The sequence below is a fragment of the Nonomuraea sp. NPDC048881 genome, from assembly GCF_040649795.1.
Taxonomy (GTDB): domain Bacteria; phylum Actinomycetota; class Actinomycetes; order Streptosporangiales; family Streptosporangiaceae; genus Nonomuraea.
In genome coordinates, this window is the sequence record NZ_JBEZGC010000026.1 from 1 (window position 1) to 21,992 (window position 21,992).

The 21,992-nt window shown below is 70.0% G+C and carries 20 protein-coding genes and 1 pseudogene; 12 read left to right on the forward strand and 9 right to left on the reverse strand.

Features of this window, described 5'->3' with window-relative positions:
- The first annotated feature begins 60 nt into the window (after window positions 1–60).
- Both AB0C33_RS46260 and AB0C33_RS46265 read left to right on the forward strand, forming a co-directional pair.
- Complete coding sequence (locus AB0C33_RS46260; protein ID WP_358300585.1) at window positions 61–672, forward strand: hypothetical protein; 612 nt, start codon at window positions 61–63, stop codon at window positions 670–672.
- Between the two features lie 869 nt (window positions 673–1,541).
- On the forward strand, window positions 1,542–2,879 hold the full coding sequence (locus tag AB0C33_RS46265; protein WP_358300588.1) for a multicopper oxidase domain-containing protein: 1,338 nt from the start codon (window positions 1,542–1,544) through the stop codon (window positions 2,877–2,879).
- Between the two features lie 149 nt (window positions 2,880–3,028).
- Here the strand turns inward: AB0C33_RS46265 and AB0C33_RS46270 are convergent.
- Window positions 3,029–3,223, reverse strand: a pseudogene (locus AB0C33_RS46270) (transposase); the annotation flags it as partial.
- Between the two features lie 160 nt (window positions 3,224–3,383).
- Here AB0C33_RS46270 and AB0C33_RS46275 point away from each other — a divergent pair.
- A complete protein-coding gene (locus AB0C33_RS46275) occupies window positions 3,384–3,845 on the forward strand; it encodes a GNAT family N-acetyltransferase (RefSeq protein ID WP_358300590.1) in 462 nt (153 codons plus the stop codon).
- 133 nt (window positions 3,846–3,978) lie between these two features.
- Here AB0C33_RS46275 and AB0C33_RS46280 read toward each other — a convergent pair whose 3' ends face one another.
- From AB0C33_RS46280 to AB0C33_RS46290, 3 genes are all read right to left on the reverse strand, one after another.
- Window positions 3,979–4,464, reverse strand: coding sequence for a hypothetical protein (locus tag AB0C33_RS46280; protein ID WP_358300592.1), 486 nt, complete (start codon window positions 4,462–4,464; stop codon window positions 3,979–3,981).
- 1,501 nt (window positions 4,465–5,965) lie between these two features.
- Window positions 5,966–6,097, reverse strand: a complete 132-nt coding sequence (locus tag AB0C33_RS46285) for a helix-turn-helix domain-containing protein (protein WP_358300827.1) — start codon at window positions 6,095–6,097, stop codon at window positions 5,966–5,968.
- Between the two features lie 142 nt (window positions 6,098–6,239).
- Complete coding sequence (locus AB0C33_RS46290; RefSeq protein WP_358300595.1) at window positions 6,240–7,172, reverse strand: NmrA/HSCARG family protein; 933 nt, start codon at window positions 7,170–7,172, stop codon at window positions 6,240–6,242.
- Between the two features lie 44 nt (window positions 7,173–7,216).
- Between AB0C33_RS46290 and AB0C33_RS46295 the strand changes: the two genes are divergently transcribed.
- Together AB0C33_RS46295 and AB0C33_RS46300 are read left to right on the forward strand one after the other, a co-directional pair.
- Window positions 7,217–7,801, forward strand: a complete 585-nt coding sequence (locus tag AB0C33_RS46295) for a helix-turn-helix domain-containing protein (protein WP_358300598.1) — start codon at window positions 7,217–7,219, stop codon at window positions 7,799–7,801.
- 35 nt (window positions 7,802–7,836) lie between these two features.
- Window positions 7,837–9,816 carry a histidine kinase gene (locus AB0C33_RS46300; RefSeq protein ID WP_358300601.1) on the forward strand — a complete coding sequence of 660 codons (1,980 nt, stop codon included), beginning with the start codon at window positions 7,837–7,839 and terminating at the stop codon, window positions 9,814–9,816.
- Here the strand turns inward: AB0C33_RS46300 and AB0C33_RS46305 are convergent.
- Window positions 9,813–9,977, reverse strand: a complete 165-nt coding sequence (locus tag AB0C33_RS46305) for a LuxR C-terminal-related transcriptional regulator (RefSeq protein ID WP_358300830.1) — start codon at window positions 9,975–9,977, stop codon at window positions 9,813–9,815. The genes AB0C33_RS46300 and AB0C33_RS46305 overlap by 4 nt on opposite strands.
- A gap of 56 nt (window positions 9,978–10,033) precedes the next feature.
- On the reverse strand, window positions 10,034–10,522 hold the full coding sequence (locus AB0C33_RS46310; protein WP_358300604.1) for a hypothetical protein: 489 nt from the start codon (window positions 10,520–10,522) through the stop codon (window positions 10,034–10,036).
- 352 nt (window positions 10,523–10,874) lie between these two features.
- Here AB0C33_RS46310 and AB0C33_RS46315 point away from each other — a divergent pair, with 352 nt between their 5' ends.
- Complete coding sequence (locus tag AB0C33_RS46315) at window positions 10,875–11,237, forward strand: recombinase family protein (protein WP_358300607.1); 363 nt, start codon at window positions 10,875–10,877, stop codon at window positions 11,235–11,237.
- A gap of 213 nt (window positions 11,238–11,450) precedes the next feature.
- Here AB0C33_RS46315 and AB0C33_RS46320 read toward each other — a convergent pair whose 3' ends face one another.
- The 3 genes from AB0C33_RS46320 to AB0C33_RS46330 are packed head-to-tail and all read right to left on the reverse strand — an operon-like array spanning window position 11,451 to window position 14,673.
- Window positions 11,451–12,770, reverse strand: a complete 1,320-nt coding sequence (locus AB0C33_RS46320; protein WP_358300610.1) for a M20/M25/M40 family metallo-hydrolase — start codon at window positions 12,768–12,770, stop codon at window positions 11,451–11,453.
- Complete coding sequence (locus AB0C33_RS46325; RefSeq protein WP_358300613.1) at window positions 12,767–13,531, reverse strand: GNAT family N-acetyltransferase; 765 nt, start codon at window positions 13,529–13,531, stop codon at window positions 12,767–12,769. Before AB0C33_RS46325 ends, AB0C33_RS46320 begins: the two co-directional genes overlap by 4 nt.
- Before the next feature lie 14 nt (window positions 13,532–13,545).
- Window positions 13,546–14,673 (reverse strand): M20/M25/M40 family metallo-hydrolase, encoded by a 1,128-nt coding sequence (locus AB0C33_RS46330; protein ID WP_358300616.1) that lies wholly within the window; start codon window positions 14,671–14,673, stop codon window positions 13,546–13,548.
- A gap of 186 nt (window positions 14,674–14,859) precedes the next feature.
- Here AB0C33_RS46330 and AB0C33_RS46335 point away from each other — a divergent pair, with 186 nt between their 5' ends.
- The 6 genes from AB0C33_RS46335 to menC are packed head-to-tail and all read left to right on the forward strand — an operon-like array spanning window position 14,860 to window position 21,925.
- A complete protein-coding gene (locus AB0C33_RS46335) occupies window positions 14,860–16,302 on the forward strand; it encodes a leucyl aminopeptidase family protein (RefSeq protein ID WP_358300619.1) in 1,443 nt (480 codons plus the stop codon).
- Entirely contained in the window at window positions 16,299–17,279 is a 981-nt protein-coding gene (locus AB0C33_RS46340) for a MaoC family dehydratase (protein ID WP_358300621.1), read from the forward strand. The genes AB0C33_RS46335 and AB0C33_RS46340 overlap by 4 nt, the downstream gene beginning before the upstream one ends.
- Window positions 17,276–18,094 carry a CoA ester lyase gene (locus tag AB0C33_RS46345; RefSeq protein WP_357700131.1) on the forward strand — a complete coding sequence of 273 codons (819 nt, stop codon included), beginning with the start codon at window positions 17,276–17,278 and terminating at the stop codon, window positions 18,092–18,094. The genes AB0C33_RS46340 and AB0C33_RS46345 overlap by 4 nt, the downstream gene beginning before the upstream one ends.
- 1 nt (window position 18,095) lies before the next feature.
- Window positions 18,096–19,301 carry a pyridoxal-phosphate dependent enzyme gene (locus AB0C33_RS46350; RefSeq protein WP_358300624.1) on the forward strand — a complete coding sequence of 402 codons (1,206 nt, stop codon included), beginning with the start codon at window positions 18,096–18,098 and terminating at the stop codon, window positions 19,299–19,301.
- Window positions 19,285–20,799: a serine hydrolase domain-containing protein gene (locus AB0C33_RS46355; RefSeq protein WP_358300627.1), complete on the forward strand. Its 1,515-nt coding sequence runs from the start codon at window positions 19,285–19,287 to the stop codon at window positions 20,797–20,799. The genes AB0C33_RS46350 and AB0C33_RS46355 overlap by 17 nt, the downstream gene beginning before the upstream one ends.
- Window positions 20,800–20,809: 10 nt before the next feature.
- Window positions 20,810–21,925: an o-succinylbenzoate synthase gene (gene menC, locus AB0C33_RS46360; RefSeq protein ID WP_031169933.1), complete on the forward strand. Its 1,116-nt coding sequence runs from the start codon at window positions 20,810–20,812 to the stop codon at window positions 21,923–21,925.
- Window positions 21,926–21,992 lie beyond the last annotated feature (67 nt).

Below are 21,992 nucleotides of genomic sequence, written 5' to 3' on the forward strand. Positions count from 1 at the left end.
CAGGCAGTTCGTTCATGGACAGCGACTCCACGGCGGTCTCGGACATCAAGCGTCTCTTCCTTGATCATCAGATCCGCCGTTAGTTTTACAGTCCCCGATTCGGGTCCTCATGTCCGGCTGGGCACCCAGCGGAACCTGCACGCCGACATCGGCATCCAACAACGCATGAACGTACGTCGCCTCATATATTCGACCGCTCTGGCAGCCCCTGTCCTGTACGCCGCGGTCAACCTGATCGCGCTCGAGTTGATCGCCCATCCGACGGGGGAGCTCAATCCTTGGTACGAAGAGCCATGGGATGACGCGTTGCTGGAACAGTTGGAGCAGGAGGTTGCGCATGCGCGGAATGTGACGTTCGGCATCACCCTCATCCTGGCCGCCGAGGCGGTTCTCATCGCCGTGCTCGACCGGCTGAACCATCGATCGCCCTCCAGGTCCACCGTGCCGACCGGCGTCTGGTTCATCCTGTACGAACTGACTCTGGTCGTGGGTGTGCTGCTCTCTCCCCTGACACGGTTTTGGCTGCTCAACGACGATCGCGATCTTGAAATGATGGCCCCTGAGTGGCATTCTCCCGCGTTGATCGCCATCCCCGTCCTGACCCTCATAGGCCTGATCGCCTGGATGTCCGGCCCGCCAGATGCCGCACCGGGTTCACGCGATGAGCGGTGAGGAGGCCAGCGTGCCTTGGGGAAGCCGGCGCGCATGTTGGATTCGTTGATGATGAAGGCGACCACGGCGATGGCGGCGATCGCAAACGGCATGACGATCGAGATGATGCACATGCGTACATGGGCCCATCGTGCTCCCGTGCGGCCACGACCGTCGGGCAGTAGGTCAGCACGGCGCTCGCGATCACTCCGGCCGATCGGGCCCCACATGACCGAGCCTCACGGCCGCCGTTCGCTGCCTGAGGAGCCGCCGCGAATTCATCCACTACGACCAGGCGCTGGGGCGGGGCTGGCCGATAGCCATCGGTGTCGTGAAGGGAACCGCCGCAATCTGGTCGGCGACCGCTTGGAGATAATCGGAGCCAGATGGGGACTGGCCGGAGCCGAGGCCATTTTGTAGCTTCGCGCCGTGATCGCCAACAACGATCTCGATCAATACTGGGCCTTCCACATCGACCGCGAGAACCATCGCGTTCGCCAAAGCCGTCAGCAGGACAGATACACCTTCACAGCCTGATCAAGCCAGTCACTGCAGAAGAGCCACACCCATCAAGGATGGCGCGGCGCCGGAGGTGACGTGTCCGGAGTGCCGGGGATCGTGGCTGGAGGATGTGGATCACCCGGTCGGGACGATCTATTGCGGAGGTGCGTGCCGGACGGCGGCGTGGATCACGACCCTCGCCGCGTCGGCCGTCGCCAAACCCCGTGATTCATAGCGAACAGGGATAGATCGCTACAGTTTCGACCGTGCATCGACGTAAGTTCCTCACGGTCGCAGCTCTGTCCGGCCTGGCAGCGGCCTGTAGCTCGGGTTCCGACGCCAGTTCCTCGTCTCCGGCGGCCGCACTCGATTTCGGCAATGCCCTGCGGGTGCCCCCGCTGCTTCACCCCAAGCCCGACAGGCACGGCGTACGGCGCTTCGAACTGTCCATGCAGGCCAGCCGGACGCAGATCCTAGCCGGCAAACAGACGCCCACCTGGGGCTTCAACGGGACGTTCCTCGGACCGACACTGCGCGCCAGCCGTGGTGACAAGGTCGAGATGGCCGTACGCAATCAGCTACCCGAGGTCAGCACCGTGCACTGGCACGGTATGCGCCTGCCGGCCCGGATGGACGGCGGTCCGCACCAGCCCATCGAGCCAGGCGCCATCTGGACGCCGCACTGGACAATCGACCAGCCCGCGGCAACCTCGTGGTACCATCCGCACCCCCACGGCACGACGGCTCAGCACGTCTACCGCGGCCTGGCCGGGATGTTCATCCTCGACGACGACCTCGATCTCGATCTGCCCGCCGACTACGGCGTCGACGACTTCCCGCTGATCCTGCAGGACAAGAAGTTCGCCGCCGACGGCTCCTTCGACGGCGACCCGCTCAAGGGCACCTTCGGCATCCTGGGCGACCACATCCTCGTCAACGGCACCTACAACCCCTACCTGACCGTCACCACCGAGCGCGTACGTTTCCGCGTGCTCAACGGCTCCAATGCCCGGATGTACAACCTTGCCTTCGCCGACAAACGCCGCTTCCACATCATCGCCAACGACAGCGGCCTGCTCAGGGCGCCGGCCGAGGTTGAGGCGTTCTCACTCACCCCCGGCGAGCGCGCGGAGATCATCGTGGCCTTCGCACCCGGCGAGCAGGTGGTACTGCACACCACCGACAACGGCGTCGACATCGGCAAGGGCGACTTCGACCTGCTGAAGCTCACCGCCGCCAACGACCTCAAGCCGAGTCCTGACGTCCCCGCCCGCCTGGCCTCCCTGACTCCCATCACCGCACCCGCCGGCGCCAAGGTGCGCCGCTTCAAGCTCAGCGGTCACGACGCCATCAACGGCAAAGAGATGGACATGGCGCGCATCGACGAGGTCGTGCCCGCCGGCGCCATCGAGATCTGGGAGATCGAGAACAACGTCTACTCCCACAACTTCCACATCCACGAGGTCGCCTTCCAGGTGCTGGAGGTGGACGGCGCCGCGCCGCCCGCCTACGCCACCGGCCACAAGGACACCGTCTACGTGCCCTCCAAGAGCGTCGTACGGCTCGCGGTCCAGTTCGGCGACTTCACCGACGCTGCCTCGCCGTACATGTACCACTGCCACATCCTCCGCCACGAAGACTCCGGCATGATGGGGCAATTCGTGATCGTCAACCCCGGTACTGAGAGCCAGGTGAACCTCACCATCCCCACCCACACGGGACACTGAGCAATCCGGACCACGGGTATCGGGAGTGTAAGAACAACGGCTCTGGCCCGTAATCGGTGGCGGCGTTGAGTGATCTTCACCGCAGCAAGATGCGGTGGCGCAGAAGATCGAAGCCGGCACGGCCGTGCATTTGGCGCGCGATCCTCTTCGTCCCAGCGGGCGGTGCACAGCAGCCGCTGCAGCGCCTGCGGGCCGTTTGCGGCGGCGTGTTCGGCCAGGTTCCAGCAGTTCTTGCGGTCGATGTCGGCAAGCAGCCCGCGCACGTAAGCGGTCGCGGCCCTGCGTGGTTCGACGCGGCCGAACCGACCGGCGATCCGGGCCATCAGCTCATTGAAGATGACCATCCAGCCATCAGGGGTCTACGCTGTGGGCCGCGGCCACCGCACGATTTTGGTTGTCTTCACAAACCCCGAATGATCACGCGATGGCCGTCGCCATGTGACCCCGACCCTCGAGATCGCGATGTGTCACGGATTGCAAGGGTGCGACACATATCTTCTTCCCATGGATAGACCATGGAGACTTCGTCCAGCAACGCCGGCCGATGCTGACTGGCTCGCCGACCTCAAGGCCCTCACTATGCGCCCAGACCTGGAACGTCTCGGACTATGGGATCAAGACTGGGCACGTCGTCGATTCCTGGACACGTACATCCCGGCCAACACTGACATCATCGAGATCGACGGGAAGCCGGTGGGCGTCATCGCCGTGCGAGCCGAGGTCGATACGCAGTGGATAGAACACTTCTACCTCGACCCCGCAGCCCAGGGCCGCGGCATAGGTGGCCAGGTGCTCCGGCACGTCATGGACGCCCATCGCGACGCCAGGCCTTTCCGGCTCGCGATCGACCGCGGTAGCGCGGCGCGTCGGCTCTATGAGCGAGCGGGCTTCGTTCACCTCTACGATGACGCCAACGGTGTGGACCAGATCTTTGGTACTCCCGGAGAGTGTCCCGCGCGACCGTGATGTTTAAGGGTCTGAGAGAGCGACCGCCCGTCAAACCATCCACTGTCACTACCAGCGCAGATCCTTACCATGATCGCGAAGTGTCACTGGAGTACTAGCCAAGATCAGAGGTTGTTCAACACCCACTAACGTCTTAATCGCTGTGAGCCTGGCTCTCGTAGCGGCCCGGCGCCAGGATGCCAGCCGGGTCCAGCACGTCCTTTAGCCGGCGCACCAGCCGCTCACGGCCGGCGCAGCCGTTCAGGGCGCCGGTCAGGTGCATGTGGTCGATGTCCAGCCGGTACGGACGCCAGCCCGCCGCGGCGAAGAGCTCGTGCAGCAGGCCGAGACCGCGGTGCGCGGCGGCGGCCTGCTCGGGCGGGAAGGCGGCGCAGGTGACAAAGTCCACCACGTCGGCCGACAGGGCGTTCACCGTGACGGCCCAGGCGATACCGGTGTCGGCTTGCACCTTGCGCACCAGCGCGAACGCGCCGGCCAGCGCAGCTCCGTCGAACGGCACCAGCGGCAGGAACATCAGGAAACCCAGGCCGTCCTCGCGGTCGACACGGGTCCAGCCGCCGAAGAGCTTCTCGAACAGGGCCTCGCCGGGCAGAGGGTCGCCGCCGTAACGGGCCAGCACGGACTCGCCCGCCGTATCGCTCGGATCGGCCTGCTGAACGCAGGTGAACAGACCGGAGGCCGGCGCGCGGCGGCGCAGGATCGCCTCGCTCGCCTCGACCAGGTCCCGGCCGCCGTCCAGACAGCACCGTCACGCCCGCGCCGGCGAAGACCGCGTCGAAGGCACCGGTGAACTTGGCGTCTCGGTCGCGGATGAGGAAGCGAAAGGATCTGACCCGGTCCCCGAGGTCCATGAGCAGGTTGCGGGCCTGCTGAACCGTCCAGGCTCCGGTCGGGTGGGCGGTCACACCCAGGAGGTGCACGCGCCGGGTGGCGACTTCCATCACGAACAGCACGTACAGGCGCTTCAAGGAGACCGTGTCAACATGGAAGAAGTCGACGGCCGGCCAACCGTGCGCCTGAGCCCGCTGAAAGGTCCTCCACGAGGTGTCAGTGCTTCGCGGAGCCGGGCCGACCCGCCGGCTGCGAACGATCCGGCGTACGGTCGCTTCGCTGACCTGGTAGCCGAGCCGGATGAGTTCACCGTGCACCCGGCGATACCCCCAGGCCGGATTCTCCCCGTCAGGCGCACCACCAACTCTCGGATCTCGTCGCTCGTCCTTGGGCGGCCGGAGCGGCTCGGATACGTCCATCGGCGTCGGATCAGATGCCGATGCCAGGCCAGCAGCGTGCCCGGCGTCACCAGCCGATGAGCCCGCAGCCCGGGCGGCAGGAGTCGTGTCAGCGCGGATAGGAGCGCTCGATCGGCCCAGTCCGGCTTCGGCCGGGTGACTTGCCTTCGCAGTATCGCCACCTCATGCCGCAGCACCATGATCTCGACGTCCTTGGCCGCCTCGCTCCGGCCCCGCAGCGCCAGCCAGCCGAACACCCGGATCATGATCAGATACAGGAGACGGACAGACATAAGAGCCAATCTTGCCCACACCGCTGCATCAGCCCGACCTGCAGGTGAAGCCCCCTACGACGACTTTTGAAGCGGTACAGGGCTCACGGCGGGCGCGGTCTGCGTGGCGCTCGGCGCTGTGATCATCGTCGTGCTACTGCCGTCTCGGGCCAACGGCCCGCGGCAGACCGCTGTACATGGAGCCGATGGCCGAAGCAAGCCGGCAACCGCTCCCTAGCCCTGAGCAGTCGCAGCTCCGCCTGAATGCGAAGGGACACGCCCGCTTGGAGAGAGACCGACTCGGGCGCGAACTCATCCTGCTCCGGCCGAAGTGCCGACTTGCCACATGGCATCGGCACTTCGCGGATTTCTGGACACCGTAGGGCGTGTACGTCCAGGATGGGCGCCGCTTCGGGGGGAGGAAAGTGCCGCCTCCGCGTGGACTCCTCGAGCGGTACGACGTCGCCGAGGTTTACCCGGCGTACTCGCACCTCTCCTCGCTGTCACACACCACCATGGCCACCGCCAGTGCGTACGTCGAGCACATGGATGACGGCACCCTTCAGGGGGTCCCGGTAGTCCTGTAGGAATTTCCGTCGGATACGCCCCTGAGCTGGGGTTACGTGTCCTTGGTGAGGTGTCGGTAGATGGTGGGGCGGGTGACGCCGAACTCGTCGGCGATCTGCTGGACGGTCTCGGAGCTGAAAGTTGATCTCGTCTGGCTTGAACGACTCTGCAGGGCGACAGGCAGTCATCGGACACGTCGATGACAGTTTTTTCGGCGGAGAACTGCTCGTTGGGTGCTGGCTAGAAGTCGGTGACAGTGAGCCGCAGCGCGAGTTGACGCCCGCGCTGCGGCCGACTCAGGCGGAGTGGTGGCGCGGAGGGCGGCGCTAGTGAGCCCCGGCGAACAGGGCTTGGATCTGTTCGGCCCCGCCGTGTTGGAGCCATGCCTGGAAGTTCAGCAGGTCGGGGTGGCGTTCGCGGAGCGCCGTGATGTCGGCTCTCCACAGACCGCGCTCGTCCGCGAAAGCGCGCTCCGCCTCCTGGCCCAGTCCGATGCCGCCGATGGAGACCTGCCGGTAGGTGATCTCGCGCCCGATGCTGCGGCTGATGAGTTCCACCGTCCGGTTGGGGGTCAGCTCATCGCCGGCAATCTCGATCGCCTGTCCGATGTACTCCTGCGGGCGGGTGAAGGCGAGGCGGGCCAGGGCGCCGATGTCGGTGGCGGCGATGAGCTGCACCGGTGTCTCCGGGTCGAACAGGTGCGTGAGCTCGCCGTTGACGATGCCGCCGAGGGGCAGTCCGGGAATGGTGTGGTTCTCCATGAATCGGACCGGCCGCAGGATCGTCGCGGGCAGGCCGAGCGCGCGTATGTGCTGCTCGATCTGCCATTTGCTCTCCCAGTAGGGGATGCCGGTGCCCCGGTCGGCCCCGCCGACCGAGGCGAACACGAAATGGGAGACGCCGGCTGCCGCCGCGGCGTCGGCGAGATCACGGCCACGGCGGATCTCGCGTTCGACGTCATCGTCGTCGGGCGTGACGCCGAAGATGCCGTGGGCGCCGGCAGCGGCCGCCGCGAGCGAGCCGGGGTCGTCGAGGTCTCCGGCGTGCAGTTCGGCGCCTTGGGCTCTCAGCGTCTGGGCGGCCGGAGAGTCCGGGTCGCGGACGAGGGCGCGTACCGGCCGGCCGGCGGTCAGGAGATGAGCGGCGGTGGCGCCGCCTTGGCGTCCGGTCGCACCGGTCACGAGGATGGGCTTATCGGCAGTGTTCACCAGGGACCTTTCGACGGGTAAGCAGGCAGCGGTAAGCTGAGACTGTCTCAAGAAATATATTGAGACAGTCTCAACTTGGCAATTCGGGAGCGCCCATGACGACCACCGGCCCGGCGCCGCAGCGCAAGATGCGCGCTGACGCGCGCCGCAACTACGAACGTCTGCTCGCTGAAGCGGCCACGGTCTTCACCGAACATGGCGTCGAAGCCTCGCTGGAGGAGATCGCCCGGCGCGCCGGAGTGGCGAACGGCACGCTCTACAGCCACTTCCCCACCCGGCAGGCTCTTCTGGAGGCGTTGCTGCGCGACCGCATGCGAACGTTGTCCAACACCGCCCGGGATCTCCTCGATCACCCGTCCGCGGGGGAGGCGTTGATCATCTGGGCGCGCGCGGCGATGGTGCACACCATGGTCTACCGAGGGCTGGCGACCTCGCTGATGCGCAGCATCGAAGATGAGACCTCGCAACTGCATGCCGCCTGCCAGGCGGTGCTCGCCGCCGGCGAGCAGCTTCTCAATCGCGCACAGGCCGCCGGAACCGTGCGCGGCGATACCACCGCCTCAGACCTTTACGCCCTGATCAACGCGGTCGCCTGGGCCGGGGAACAGACATCGCCCGCACAGGGCGAGCGCCTGTTGTCTTTCGGCATCGACGGGATGCGCCCCGCAACCGACTCGTGATGACGACACTTGAGGAGGATCGGAACGGTACGTGGGTGCAAACGTGGGCAAAGTGGACCGTCCTCCTGGTGCTGGCCGGGTTAGCAGGCGTCTACGCGCTGGCCGGGTCACCCCTGGCCCTGGCAGTCCTCGGCTTACAGGTGCTCTTCACCCGGCGCCGATCCTGGTGGTTGATCGCGCTGCAGGCCGCCGCCGCCTACGGTTCCGTGTTCGCCTTCGACACTTCGGTCGGCATCCTCGGCTTCATCGCCGGTTCACTGCTGCTGACCACGTCCTGGCCGCTCGCCCTCGTGGTGACGGGCAGCGCGCTGCTGCTGGGACCGGCAGACCCGGTGATCAGCATGGTCCTGATCGCCCTGATCGTCTACGGTCTGGCCACGATGCTGGACCGGATCCAGGAAGTGACCGCCGCTCGCCTGTCGCTGGCGATGACCGCGGCGGCCGAGGAACAGCTCCGCATCGCGGCGGAACTCAACCAGAGCCTGGGCGCCGCGCTCGACACGATCGCGGCCAGCGCCCGGAAGGGCACGCCTGACGTGGAATCGGCCCGGCATTCGCTGAGCGAGGCCAGAGCCGCCGCCGTCGGCTACCGCGCGATGTCGCTGGCCCCCGAACTCACCACCGCCAAGGGCATGCTGATCGCCGCGGGAGTCGCCACCGACGTGCGGATACGGCACGCGGAACCACTCGGCCCGGCCGGCGCGCTGCTGGCCACTGTCCTGCGCGAGGCCGTGACCGAGATCGTCCGGCGCCGCGCCGCCTCCCGCTGCGTGATCGAGTCAGCCACGCAAGACAACACCGTACGGCTGAGCATCGCCCACGACGGCACCCCCAGCGCCACGGACGACTTCCTGGCCGATCTCCCCGCCCAGGTCGCGGCGGCCGGTGGCACGCTCACCACCGGCGTCGACGACAACGCTCAGGTCCTGGTGGTGGTGGCGCTGCCCAGCACCACGCTGCCGGACCCGCCTGCCCTGTCCATCAAGCTGTCGACGGCGGTGCTCGCGGCGGTGCTGGTCGGGTTCTCGGCCAAGGCGTTGCTGCTGGCCGGTTCGTGGTGGCCCCTTCCGCTGCTGGCCGTCCTCATTTTCATCCACCTGCGCTCGATCGAGGGCAGGCATCCGATCGCACTGATCGTCATGGGCGTGCTGACGCTCGCCCCGATCCCGGTGTTCGGGCAGGCCTGGCTGGTGACGACCGGGTTCCTGACCGGGCCGCTGCTGCTGGCCCTCCGGCTCAGGGCGGCGGTGCCGCTGGTGGCCGCCGTCATGGCGGTGGTGGGCGTCGCCGGGCTGGCGATCGGCCTGCCGTACCCGCTGGTGGTGAACTACACGGTCAGCACCCTCGTGACGGGACTGGTCATCTACGGCCTGTTCACGCTGGCACGGCTCGACCGGGAGCTGAGCGCGGCCAAGGACGGGCTGGCCAGGTCGGTGGTGGTGGAGGAGCGGCTGCGGGCCGCGCGTGACCTGCACGACCTGCTCGGGCACACACTGGCGGCGATCCTGCTCAAGAGCGAGCTGGCCAGGCGACTGGAACCCGAACGCGCCCGCGCCGAACTGGACGACGTGCTGGCCATGACCGAGCAGGCCATGAGCGACCTGCGGACCGTCTCCGGCGAGCGGGGGAGGCTGTCGCTGGCGGGCGAGGCCGACTCAGTGCGTTCGGTGCTGGCGGCCGCGGGCATCGAGGTCACGCTGGAACTCGGTCACGGCATGCTCGGCAGCGAGGTGGAGACCACGCTCGGCGCAGTGCTGCGCGAGGCGGTCACCAACGTGCTGCGGCACAGCTCCGCCCGCCACTGCGCGATCAGCACGAACGAACGCGACGGCGACGTACGAATGGCCGTACGCAACGACGGCGCGCAGGCCAAGCCGATCCGCCGCGGCTCGGCCGGGATGGGCAACCTGACCACGCGCCTGGCCGAGCTGGACGGGCGGCTGGACCTGACCCGGGACGGCGAGTGGTTCGAGCTGGCCGCGACGGTGCCGACGCGCTCCTGGGTCCCCGCCTAGATCCACCCCGACCCGATGGCAAGGCGAGCGACATCGGCGCGGTTGAGCACGTTGACCTTGGCGACGATCGCGGCCAGGTCGTTGCGGACGGTGCTGGCGCCGAGGAACACTTCGGCAGCGATCTGGGTGGCCTCGACGCCGGTGGTAACAAGGCGCGGGATGACGGACTAGTCGTCTTGACCACGAGGGTTGTCAACAGCGGGGGCTGGGATGCCCCTCACCCTCGAAGGCTTCCAACCCGTGGCCCCCTGGAAACGCGCGCCATGTCGAGAGCCAGATGCGAGCGGCGCAGGCGGCCGGTCCTCACCAGGTGGCCCAGGTCGGCGCGGGTGTCGTGCATGAGCTGCAGATGGAAGTAGTTCACGTGCTCCAGCAGCGCGAACACCCACAGCGCCGCCCCCGGCCAGACCTGCGCGCCGGACGCGCCCATGACCAGGCCGGCAACCACCACGACGGCCCCCGCCACCAGCAGGCCGACGTTAATCCGAGAGATCACGCGATACATCGCCATCCCTGCCGGAACGGGAGCTCGCGAAGAGAGCTGGGTGCTCTTCAACCACCAGTACACGCCGCCCTCAGCCAAGACGAGCAGGACCAGCACAAGCCCTGCCGAGTTGGCCACGGTCAAGGGCATGCCCAGTATGCCGATCAGCACCCCGGCCAGCAGCGGAATATTGACGGACTCCAGAACTGCCAGAGTCTTCATTCGGCGAAGCACGGACGCACGGGGAGAAAGCACGAAAGCCATTCTCTCCGAGTTGTCTTCGCCCGTCCGACTCCCGGCTCCTTGAGGTGCCTTTAACAAACGTGACAGGCAGATCTCGCCCAAGCTGAAGACGAATGGGCCGTCGAGACCGGTAAGAGTCGTTGAACGAGCGATCTGGGGGCTTCGCCAGTTAGCGGTCCGTGATGGCCCCCACAGCTCCGGTCGGCGCCACTCAGTTGATCAGTGGGTGCGGCGCCGCGTCGCCAAGACCTTTGTGATCTTGGCGATGGCTTCGGCGCCGGGTCTGACGTAGCGCATGGCGGTGCGGGGGCTCTTGTGCCGGTTCTTGCCCATGGTGGAGCTGCAGGAGCGCAACGTCGACCTGGTCGTGCTCGACCAGGGCATCGACACCTCCGCCGCGGTTGGCCGGATGTTCTTCCAGATCCTTGGCACGATCGCCGAGTTCGAGCACGCCCTCATGTCCGAACGCACCCTCGACGGCCTGGAAGCCGCCCGCGCCCGGGGCCGGACCGGCGGCCAGAAGCCGAAGCTCGGCCCCCGCCAGGTGAAGCTTGCGCGCCAGACGTACGACGAGAAAGACGAGGACGGCAAACACCGCTACATTGTCGGGTGTAACGGGGGTCATCGTCGTCCTGTCGTCTCGACCGAGGGGCAGGGCGGCAGGCACCAGCTGGGCAAGCGGACAAGACAGTGATGGGGCCTCTGGCCAGGCTCCTGTGAAGTCACAGGTGCCGCGTCCGGTGAGTGCACATGAGCGCTTCCCGACCGGGGTAGACAGATCCCGTTGAGGACCCAAGGTCGGTCAGGCGATGGGTCAGACCCTGGCGGGAAGCGCTCATCTCCATCCTCACTGTCAGGCGGGGGTGCAACCGGTCCCACGCCAGGTCGTTCGCGGCGCCGTAGCGGGTCATACCGTGCGCAGGAAGTCGTCCAGCACGTCGAGGCCGCTGCGCAGGGACGCGATCGGCACGCGTTCGTCGACGCCGTGCATGCCGGCTGGTGTGCGGCCGTCGGGGTCCTCACCGAGCGGGGCGAAGCCGAAGCCCGCCAGCCCCAGCTCGGCGAAAGGCTTGGCGTCGGTGCCACCGCCCATGCAGAACGGGACGATCACGCCGTCCGGGTCGTGGCGCAGGACCGCCGCGGCCATCGCGTCGTACCAGGCGTTGTCCCAGCCGGCCCCGATCGCGGGGCGGTAGGACAGGAATGACCGGGTGACGGACGGTCCCAGCAACTCGTCGATGATGGCGAGCTGTTCGTCCTCGGTGCCGGGCAGCGAGCGCACGTCGATCTCGGCGTGCGCCTCGCCTGGTACCACGTTGAACTTGTAGCCCGCGTCGAGCACGGTGACGTTCGTCGAGCAGCGCAGCGACGGCTCGACGTACTCGCGCAGCGGCCCGATCCGGTCGAGGACGGCCTCGACGCCCTCGTCGGAGGAGAGGTCGGCGTCGAGGCCGAGGGTCCGCACGGCGGTGTCGAGCAGTTGGCGCACCGGTGGCGTCAGCGCCAGCGGCCACCGGTGCGCCGAGATCCGGGCCAGGCCGGTCACCAGGCGGGCGACGGGGTTGTCCGGGTTCGGGCGTGACCCGTGGCCCTCCGTACCGGTCGCGCGGACGCGCATGTGGAGGGAGCCACGCTCGGCGACAGCGATCGGGTAGAACCGCCGTACCGTCCCGTCGGGCGCCCGTACCGGCACGGGCCGCCCGCCCGACTCGCCGACGGCGGTGGTGACCCCGGCGAAGAGCTCGGGTCGGTTGCGTACCAGCCACTCGGCGCCGAGGGCACCGTCCTCCTCCTCGTCCGCGACGAAGGCGAAGACCACGTCGCGCCGTGGTCCGGTCGCGTCGGCCGCCCACCGCAGCAGGGTGGCGAGCATCATCGCCACCGTATCCTTCATGTCGGTCGCGCCGCGGCCCCACACGTACCCGTCCGCCACCCGGCCCTCGAACGGCGCCACCGTCCACCGCTCCGGCTCGGCGGGGACGACGTCGAGATGCCCGTGGACGAGCAGGCCGGGCAGCAACCGGTCGGCGCCCGGAACCCGGAGAACGACGTTGGCCCGGGTCGGCGCGGACTCGATGATTTCGGGGTCGTACCCCGCCCCGCGTAGGAGACTGGCGACGTACTCGGCCGCGGCCAGCTCGCCCTTGCTGCCCGCCTTGCCGTAGTTGCTGGTGTCGATCGCGATGAGGTCGGAGCAGATCGTCACGACGTCCGGGTGGTCTTTCATCGTTCTCCTGTCTTGGCTGGGTTGGTGATCAGATAGCCGTGCCGCCGGTCGAAGGCGGCGATCTCGGCGCCGCCGGCCAGGGCCCCGGCCAGCACGTCCCGTACGTGGGCACGCCAGGCCCGCGCGAGGAGGGGGTTCTCGACCCGGACCCGTTCGATGTCCTCGGGGACCGGGACGAAGGCGGGCCCGCCGGTCCACGGCACCGCCCGGAGCGCGTCGTCGCGGACCGTGATCAGCGGCCGATGGTCGCCCTCGGGCGGCCCGGCGGCGGCGGGGGAGAGCAGGTCCCACTCGACGAACAGCCGGTCGCTGGCCTCGCCGCGGTTGAGCCCGTCGTGCATCGGGCCGTAGCAGTCGGGCAGGTAGTCCGTCGCCCGGGCGCCGAGCTTGACCAGGTTGAAGTACGCGTTGCGCCGGACCAGGGGGTCGAACGTCCAGGTGATCGAGCCGATGCCGCGGCCCAGCGCCCAGTCGCGCTGGTGGCACTTGAGCAGGTAGCCGATCTGCTGGGTGCGGTACTTCACCTCGACCCCGGTGATGTGGCTGTGCAGGGATCCGTTGTGCGGCGCGAGGAACCCGACGGCGGCGCCGGCCAGATGCTCCCCGACGAATGCGACGGCGACGTAGTTGCCGGTCATGCTGAAGGCGCGCAGCAACGCGACGGTGATCTGGCTGGAGTCGGGCGCGCCGTCCCAGACCCGGTTGAAGAGGGCGGCGATCGCCTCGAGGTCGGCGAGCCCGGCCGCCTCGCGGACTGACACTCCGTGCTCCGGCGTCATCGCCTGGCCTCGCCGAGCAGGTCGGCGAGCAGCCCGGTCAGCAGGGCGAGACGGTCGCCGAGCCGAGCCACTTCGACCCACTCGTGGCGGGCATGCGCCCCGCCGCCCACCGCGCCCAGGCCGTCCAGGGTCGGCACCCCGGCAGCGGCCGTGAGGTTGCCGTCCGATCCGCCGCCGACCGCGACGCCGGCGAGCGGGCCGATGCCCAGCCGATCCGCCACGGCGCGGGCCCGCTCGAACAGCCCGGCCGTCATCGTGGCATCGAGCGGCGGACGGTCGATGCCACCCTCCATCTCGACGGTGACGTCACCGTTCGCCGGCGCCAGGCCGCGGATCGCGGCATCGACCCGCCGCAGCTCCCCGGTGGTCCGGGCGCGAACGTCGATCGTCAGCGTGGCCCGGTCCGGCACCGTGTTGACGGCCGTACCGGCGGAAGCCATCGTCGGCGTCACGCTGGTCCCCGCCGCCTCGTCGGCCAGCGCGGCGACGGCGCCGACGGCGGCGCCCAGTGTGATCAGCGCGTTCGCGCCCAGGTGCGGTTCCAGGCCGGCGTGGGCCGCGCGTCCGGCGAAGGTCAGCTCGTAGTGGGCACGGCCCTTGCGCTCGGTCTTCAGGGCACCGGAGTCGTCGCCGGCCTCCAGCACCAGGGCCGCAGCGCAGCCCCTGGCCTCATCCTCGATCAGCTCGCGGGAGGTCGGAGAGCCGAGCTCCTCGTCGCCGGTGACCAGCAGGGTGACCCCGGATGGGTCGTCGAGCGCGGCGATGGCGTGGAAGGCGAGGGCGAGGCCCACCTTCATGTCCAGGCACCCGGGCCCGCGGATCCGGTCGCCGGCTGTGCAGGGGATCGTGTCGATCGTGCCCAGCGGCCAGACGGTGTCGTGGTGCCCCAGCACGAGCACGCGAGGTGGTTCCTTTCCCCACCGCCAGCGCAGGTGGGTGCGGCCGGCGGTGACGATCGGCTCGGCGGGGCGGCCCAGGATCTCTTCGCCGACCCGCGCGACGCAGTCGGCGCTGCGGGCGACCGCGGCGAGGTCGGTGGAGGGTGACTCGCAGCGGATCATCCGGACCGACGCCGCGACGACGCCGGCGACCTGGGAGCGGGAGCCGACGGACAGTGCGTTCATGGGTTTTCCTCCGGCGCTTTGGACGGCGCCGCCAACGTTTCATCGGGTGCGGTGGCGACTCTTGTGGCCCGACATGAAAGGCGGTCCCGAGGTTGGGTGTTCGACACCGACGGCGGCCGGCGCCGCCGGTTAGCTTGCTCAACGAGACGGGTCGCAGCGGGCGGCCCGCGTGTTCAGGAGGACCAGGTGACGGAACGGGTGGCGGACGTGGTCGTCGTGCCGGTCGGGACCGATGGGGCGGTGCCGGCCCCGGTCGCCGGCTTCCTCGCGGAGGCCGGCGTTGATGTTGACGTGCACGCGATCGGGGCTCGCCTCGGCCCGGCCGAGCCCGGCGACGTGGCCCGGGTCCCCATCCTCGACGGCCCCGACCTCGTCTACGTGACCGTCGGTGATCCCCGGCCGGGTCTGGCGTTCGACCACGTGCGGGCGGCCGCGATGGCGGCGGCCCGGCACTGCGGATCCGCGCCGGCGGTGCTCGACGCGATCGGGTGCTGGGAGGCCGACCCGGATTGCGCGGTCGCCGCGGCGGAGGGCTGGACCCTCGGCACGTACCGATACCGCCCTGACTGGACCGTCGCCGACCTGCTCGCCCGGCTCGACCCCGGTCCGCGTAGGCACGGGGGGCCGGAGCATGCCGTACGGGAAGGGGTCGCGCTCGGCGCGGCCGCCAACCTCGCTCGGGACTTGATCAACACGCCGCCCGGCCAACTCGTCCCGGCGCGCCTGGCGACCGTGTGCCAGGAACTCGGCGAGGCGCTCGGGTTCGAGGTACGCGTACACGACGCCGCGACGCTGGAGCGCGAGCAATTCGGCGGCATCGCCGGCGTGGGCCGGGGAAGCGTGCATCCGCCGTGCCTGATCGAGCTGCGACGCGGAGGCGACGGCCCGCACACGGCGCTCGTCGGCAAGGGCATCACCTTCGACGCGGGCGGCCTGTCGCTCAAGCCCACCCGGGGCATGCTCACCATGAAGGCGGACATGGCCGGCGCCGCCGCCGTTCTCGGCGCCCTCGTCGCGCTGGCTCGCCTGGGCTCCGACGCGCCGGTGCGGGCCTATCTGCCGTGCGCCGAGAACATGCCGGGCCCGTACGCGGTCCGGATCGGGGACGTCCTGCGCCATCGCGGTGGCCGGACCGTCGAGGTGACCAACGCCGACTGCGAGGGACGGCTCGTGGTCGCGGACGCCATGGCGTACGCCGTGGAGGCCGGCCCTGCCGCGATCGTCGACCTGGCGACGCTGACCTCGGTCACCGGCCTCGGCCCCGACATGTGGGCCGGTTTCGGCACCGACGACGCCCTGCTGGCGCGGGTGCTGGCCGCCGGCGGCTCGGCCGGTGAGCCCGGGTGGGCGATGCCGATGTGGGAGCCCTACCGGGCCACCCTCGCCTCCGACGTGGCGGACACCCGGAACTTCGACCCGGACGCGCCCCAGCCGTACGGCGCCATCACCGCGGCGCTGTACCTCGAGCCGTTCGCGTCCGGTGTGCCGTGGGCGCACCTCGACCTCGGGCTCACGGTGATGCGCCCGGCCGCCGACGCCCGGTGGGCCGCAGGCGCCAACGGCCGCGGGGTGCGCCTGCTCACCCGCTACCTGACCGCCGGCGTGCCGGCACTGGAGGAGAACGCATGAGCGTCGTGGACGGTCCCTGGTTCGACGACCTCGCGGTCGGCGACACCTTCACCGCGCCGGCCGTCACGCTGGATGCCGGGCTCCATGCCCAGCACCGGGCGATCCTCGGCGACCGGCTCCGGCTCTGCCTCGACGAGACGCTCGCCGAGCGGGTCACCGGACGTCCCGGCCTCGCGTATCCCGGCGTGGTCTGGGACGTGGCCGTCGGCCAGTCGAGCGTCGTGACCCGCCAGGTGGTGGCGAACCTCTTCTACCGGGGGCTGCGGCCGCGGGCGACGCCGTACCTCGGCGACACCCTCGTCACCTCGACCGAGGTCGTCGCTCTCCGCCGGGTCCGGTCCCGGCCCGACCGGCCCGAGCGCGGCAAGGCGGTGCTGAGCATCGTGACCCGGGACCAGACCGGACGTGTCATCCTCGCTTTCGACCGGTGCGCGCTGCTGCCCTGCCGCGAGGGGTCCGGACCGGCCCCGGAGACGGGCCCCCACGTCGACGGCCTTTTCACCGCGCCGTCCGTGCCGGACGTGGCGACGGCCCCCGACTGGCTCGCGCAGTGGTCGCTCAAGCTGCTGGCGCCCTCGCCCGGCGGTCTGCCTGCGGCCGGCGACACCTTCGAGCTGGCGGCCGGCGACGTCGTCTCGAGCGCGCCGGAACTGGCGCGGCTCACCGTCAACATCGCGGCCGTGCACCACGACGCGGAGGCCGCCGGCGGCCGCCGGCTCGTCTACGGCGGGCACACGATCGGGCTCGCGCTCAGCCAGACCTGCCGGATGGTCCCGGGGCTGGTGATCGTGACCGAGTGGTTCGCGTGCGACCACCTCGCGCCCGTCTTCGAAGGCGACACGGTGCGCAGCCGCGTCACGGTGCGGGGCGTCACGCCCTACCGGGACGGCACCGCGATCGCCGTGCTCAACGCCCAGACCTCGGTGGCCGGTCGCGGAGCCGTCCTCGACTGGACCTTCGCGGCGCTGGTCGCATGAGCACCGTACGAGGCCCGGCCTGGCTCTTCGTCCCGGGCGACCGCCCTGAGCGCTTCGCGAAGGCCGCGAGCGCCGCCGACCAGATCATCTGCGACCTGGAGGACGCCGTGGCGCTGACTGCCAAGCCGGCGGCCCGGGACCACGTCGCGGGCTGGCTCGCCGCCGGCGGATCCGCCTGGGTACGGGTGAACCCGGCAGGATCACCGTGGCACGCGGACGATCTGCGCGCGCTGGTCGGCTGCGCGGGCCTGCGGGGCGTGGTCGTGCCCAAGGCCGAGTCGGCGGCGGACCTGCAACGCGTGTGCGACCTGCTCCCGGTGCCGTCGGCGGCCCTTGTCGAGTCCGCCGTCGGCGTCGGGCGAGTCGCCGAGATGCTCGCCGTCGAGCGGGTGGAGCGGCTCATGCTGGGCACTGTCGACCTCGCCCTCGATCTCGGCTGCGAGCAGGAGTCCGACGTCGTCAGGCAGGTCCGGAGCCGGCTGGCTCTGGAGTCCCGCGCGGCCGGGAAGCCCGCGCCGGTGGACGGGGTGACCATGGCGCTGCGGGACTACGACGCCACGTTCGCCGACGCCGGGCGAGCGCGCCGCGAGGGCTACGCGGGCAAGCTCGCAGTCCATCCGGTCCAGGCCGGCGCGATCCGGGCCGCCTTCGCGCCGTCGCCGGAGGAGGTGTCCTGGGCGCGCGAGGTGATCGCGGCGGCCGGGCAGGGTGCGGTCGCCGTCGGGGGCGTCATGGTCGACGCCCCGGTCGTCGAGCGCGCGCGCCGGATTGTGGCTGGCTCGGCCATCGATGAGAAAAGGGGAACTGGGGACTGAGATGGCGCACTTCGAGAGTAACGTCCTGTGGAATCCGGCGTGGTCGGCCCTCGGCGGCTGGGCGGAACGCCCTCCGGACGCGATCGAGCACTTTCACCGATCGATCCCGGGATTCGCCGAGTCCGCGCTGGTGCCGGCGCCGGCGATCGCCGACCAGGTCGGCGTCGCGCATGTGCTCGTCAAGCACGAGGTCGAGCGCCTCGGCCTGCCGTCGTTCAAGGTCGTCGGTGCGAGCTGGGCCGTCAGCGTGGCGATCGCCGGTCACATCGGCCGCGTGCCCTTCCCGACGTTCGACGCGCTCACCGAGGCGGCCGGCGCCCTGCGCGCCTCGATCGTCCTGTCGACCGCCACGGACGGCAACCACGGCCGCGCCGTCGCGTACCTGGCGCGCCGGCTGGGCCTGAACAGCCGGATCTTCGTGCCCGCGGACATGGCCGAGGCACGCGTCGATGCGATCCGCGGTGAGGGCGCCGAGGTCGAGGTGGTCGCCGGATCGTACGACGACGCCGTTCGCCGGTCGGCCGAGAGCGCGGATCGGGACCGGCCCGACGGTCGGCACGAGCTGCTCGTCTCGGACACGTCGTGGCCCGGGTACACCCGGATCCCCGAGGCCGTGGCCGCCGGCTACTCGACGATCTTCGCCGAGACCCGGCGCCAGCTCGCCGCGGCGCTCGGCTCGGACGCGTCGATCGACCTGGCGCTCGTCCCGGTGGGCGTGGGCGCGTTCGCCTCGGCCGCGGTCCGCAGCCTCGCGAGCGGGTCGTGCAGCGTCGTCACCGCCGAGCCGGCGGCGGCCGACTGCCTATGGCAGTCCCTGGCGGCCCGGGAACGAGTGACGGTGCCGGGACCGCACGAGTCCACGATGGCGGGACTCAACTGCGGCGAGGTCTCGCTGGTGGCATGGCCGGCGCTGCAGCGGGGCGTCCGTGCCGCCACCCGGGTCTCCGACCTCGAAGTGGCCGCGGCCGTCCGCGACCTCGCCGCGCTCGGCGTCGCGACCAGCGAGAGCGGCGCGGCCGGCCTGGCCGGTCTCCGGCGGCTGCGGCTCGACTCGCGGGCGGGTTCGCTGCTGCGGCCCAGATCCACGCTCGTCCTCTTCGACACCGAGGGGGTCACCGATCCGGCCGGATACGAGGCGGTCCTGGCCGGATCGTCGACGGCGTGGGGTCGTACCGAAGAAGGGACGGGTCATGTCGCGGGTCGATGAGCTCATCGCGTACCTCTCCGAAGCCGTTCCCCGCGAAGCGAGGTCGCGGGGGATTCCGGGGGTCGCCGTAGGGTTGTGTGATGCCGACGGCGTCCTGTGGGCCGAGGGATTCGGCAGCGGCATCGGCGTCCGCACCATGTTCAGCGTCCAGTCGACGTCGAAGCTGGTCACCGCGACCGGCGTGCTGCTGGCCGTGCAGGAGGGCCTGGTCGACCTCGACCAGCCGATCCTGCGCCACCTGCCGGACTTCACCGTACACAGCGACTTCGAGGAGCGGCCCGAACGCCGGATCACCCTGCGCCACCTGCTGACCCACACCGCCGGCTTCACCCACGAGGCGCCGGTCGGGTCCAACTACGAGGTCGGCGACGCCACGTTCGAGGAGCACCTCGCCAGCATCTCCGAGACCTGGCTGCGGTTCCCCGTCGGCCACCACCACGAGTACTCCAACCTCGGGATCGACCTCGCCGGCCAGGTGGTGGCCACTGCGGCGGGGGAGACGTTCGCCGAGTTCATGCGCGGGCGGCTGTTCGAGCCGCTCGGTCTCACCCGGTCAACGTTCGACTTCGGCGCCTTCGACGGCGAGGAGGACCGGGCGCTCGGGCACTCCCGCACGTTCGCCCGCGCGGGTCGCGACGTGCCCCGGCGAGTGCCGATGGTGCCGTCGGGCGGTCTCTACACCAGCGTGGCGGATGTACTGCGCTACCTGCGATTCCAGTTGCGCGAGGGCGACGGCGTCCTACGGCCCGAGTTGGCCCGGCAACACCTGGACTTCCCGAGGCTGACCGAGCAGCAGACCCAGGGGTACGGGCTGGGGCTCTACGTCGACCGCTGGGCGCCCGGGGTCCGGGTGCTGCACCACGGCGGGTCCGGCTTCGGCTTCCTCTGCCAGGTGTTCTGGCTGCCGGACCTCGGCATCGGCGGTGCGGTGCTCACCAACTCCGTGGACCACGACCTGCAGAACGAGCTGGCGGCCGACATCGTCCGGCGGCTCGCGGACGGCCACGGCTCGCAGGCCACCCCACCCCCGGCGGTGGTTTCGCCTCACCCGCAGGACGCGGCCGGCCGGTACGTCGGGCGCCTTGGCGACATCCGTGACGTCGTCGCCCGCGACGGCGAGCTTCACGGCGTCGACGGCCGGTCCGTGTTCCTGCGCGACGCGGCCGGGCACGTCCGTTACCAGCTCGACGCCGTCACCGGCGATGTGCGGTACCGGACCGCCGTGCCCGAGCTCGGCCCGTCGACGCTCGAACCCGGCCTGGCCGGCGACTACGAATCCCGGGTCGGGGAGGTGCCGATGGCGCCGTACCGCCTGCGGCAGGACGGGGACCACGCCGTGATCGACCTGCCCAGAGGGGGCTCCCTCGACGACCCGATCACCCTGCAGCTCACCGAAGCCGGCCCGGGACGCTACCTGTCCGCGACCGGCGAGGTGCTGACGGTCGGCGACGCCGGCCCGGCGTACGCCAACATCCCCCTGACCCGGACCGAGGACTGAGGTGACCCTGATGGGTAAGGTATCCGCGCTGGAAGGCATCGAGATGCGGCGGCTCCGGCTGCCTCTGGTGTCGCCGTTCCGCACCTCCTTCGGCACCCAGACGACCAAAGACGTGCTCATCCTCCGTGCCGTCACCGCCGACGCCGAGGGCTGGGGCGAGTGTGTCGCCGCCCAGCACCCGCTGTACGCCTCGGAGTACGTCGGCGCGGCGATGATCACGCTGCGCGACTTCCTCGTGCCCGCGCTGCGCGACCTGCCCGCCATCGACGTCAACCTCGTCAGCGCCGCGCTGGATCGCTTCCGCGGGCACCGGATGAGCAAAGCGGCGCTCGAGATGGCGGTCTGGGACGCCGAGCTACGGGGTCTGGGGATGCCGCTGAGCCGCGCGCTCGGCGCCGTCCACACGTCGGTGCCGGCGGGCGTCTCGGTCGGCATCATGGACACCCTCGACGAGCTGGTCACCGCGGTCGGCGCCTACCTGGCCGACGGATACCGGCGGATCAAACTCAAGATCGAGCCAGGCTGGGACGTCGCGGCGGTGCGCGCGATCCGGGACGCGTTCGGCGACATCCCGTTGCAGGTCGACGCGAACGCGGCGTACACGCTCGCCGACGTTGACCAACTCCGGAAACTGGACGATTTCGACCTGCTGCTCATCGAGCAGCCGATGGCCGAGGAGAACGTGCTGGGCCACGCCGAGCTGGCCCGCCACCTGCGAACCCCTATCTGCCTGGACGAGTCGATCACCTCCGCCCGGGCCGCAGCCGACGCGATCAGACTGGGCGCGTGCCGTGTCGTCAACATCAAGGCCGGCCGGGTGGGCGGCTACCTCGAGGCCCGGCGCGTGCACGACCTCTGCCAAGCTCACGACGTCCCCGTCTGGTGCGGCGGCATGGTCGAGACCGGCCTGGGCCGCGCCGCGAACGCCGCCCTGGCCGCCCTGCCCGGCATGCGGCTACCAGGCGACATCTCCGCCTCGTCGCGCTTCTACCACCAGGACATCACCCCACCCCTCGAACTCAGCGACGGCTACATGTCAGTCCCAGAAGGCCCGGGCCTGGGTGTCACCCCCGACCCCGAAGCCCTCGCCGCAGCGACAGTTCACACCGAGTGGCTACCTCTATAGGACGCCGCTGAAGAATCGGCGTATCGTCTGTCGTGATTTATGCCGATATGCGATGATTTCTGGGTAC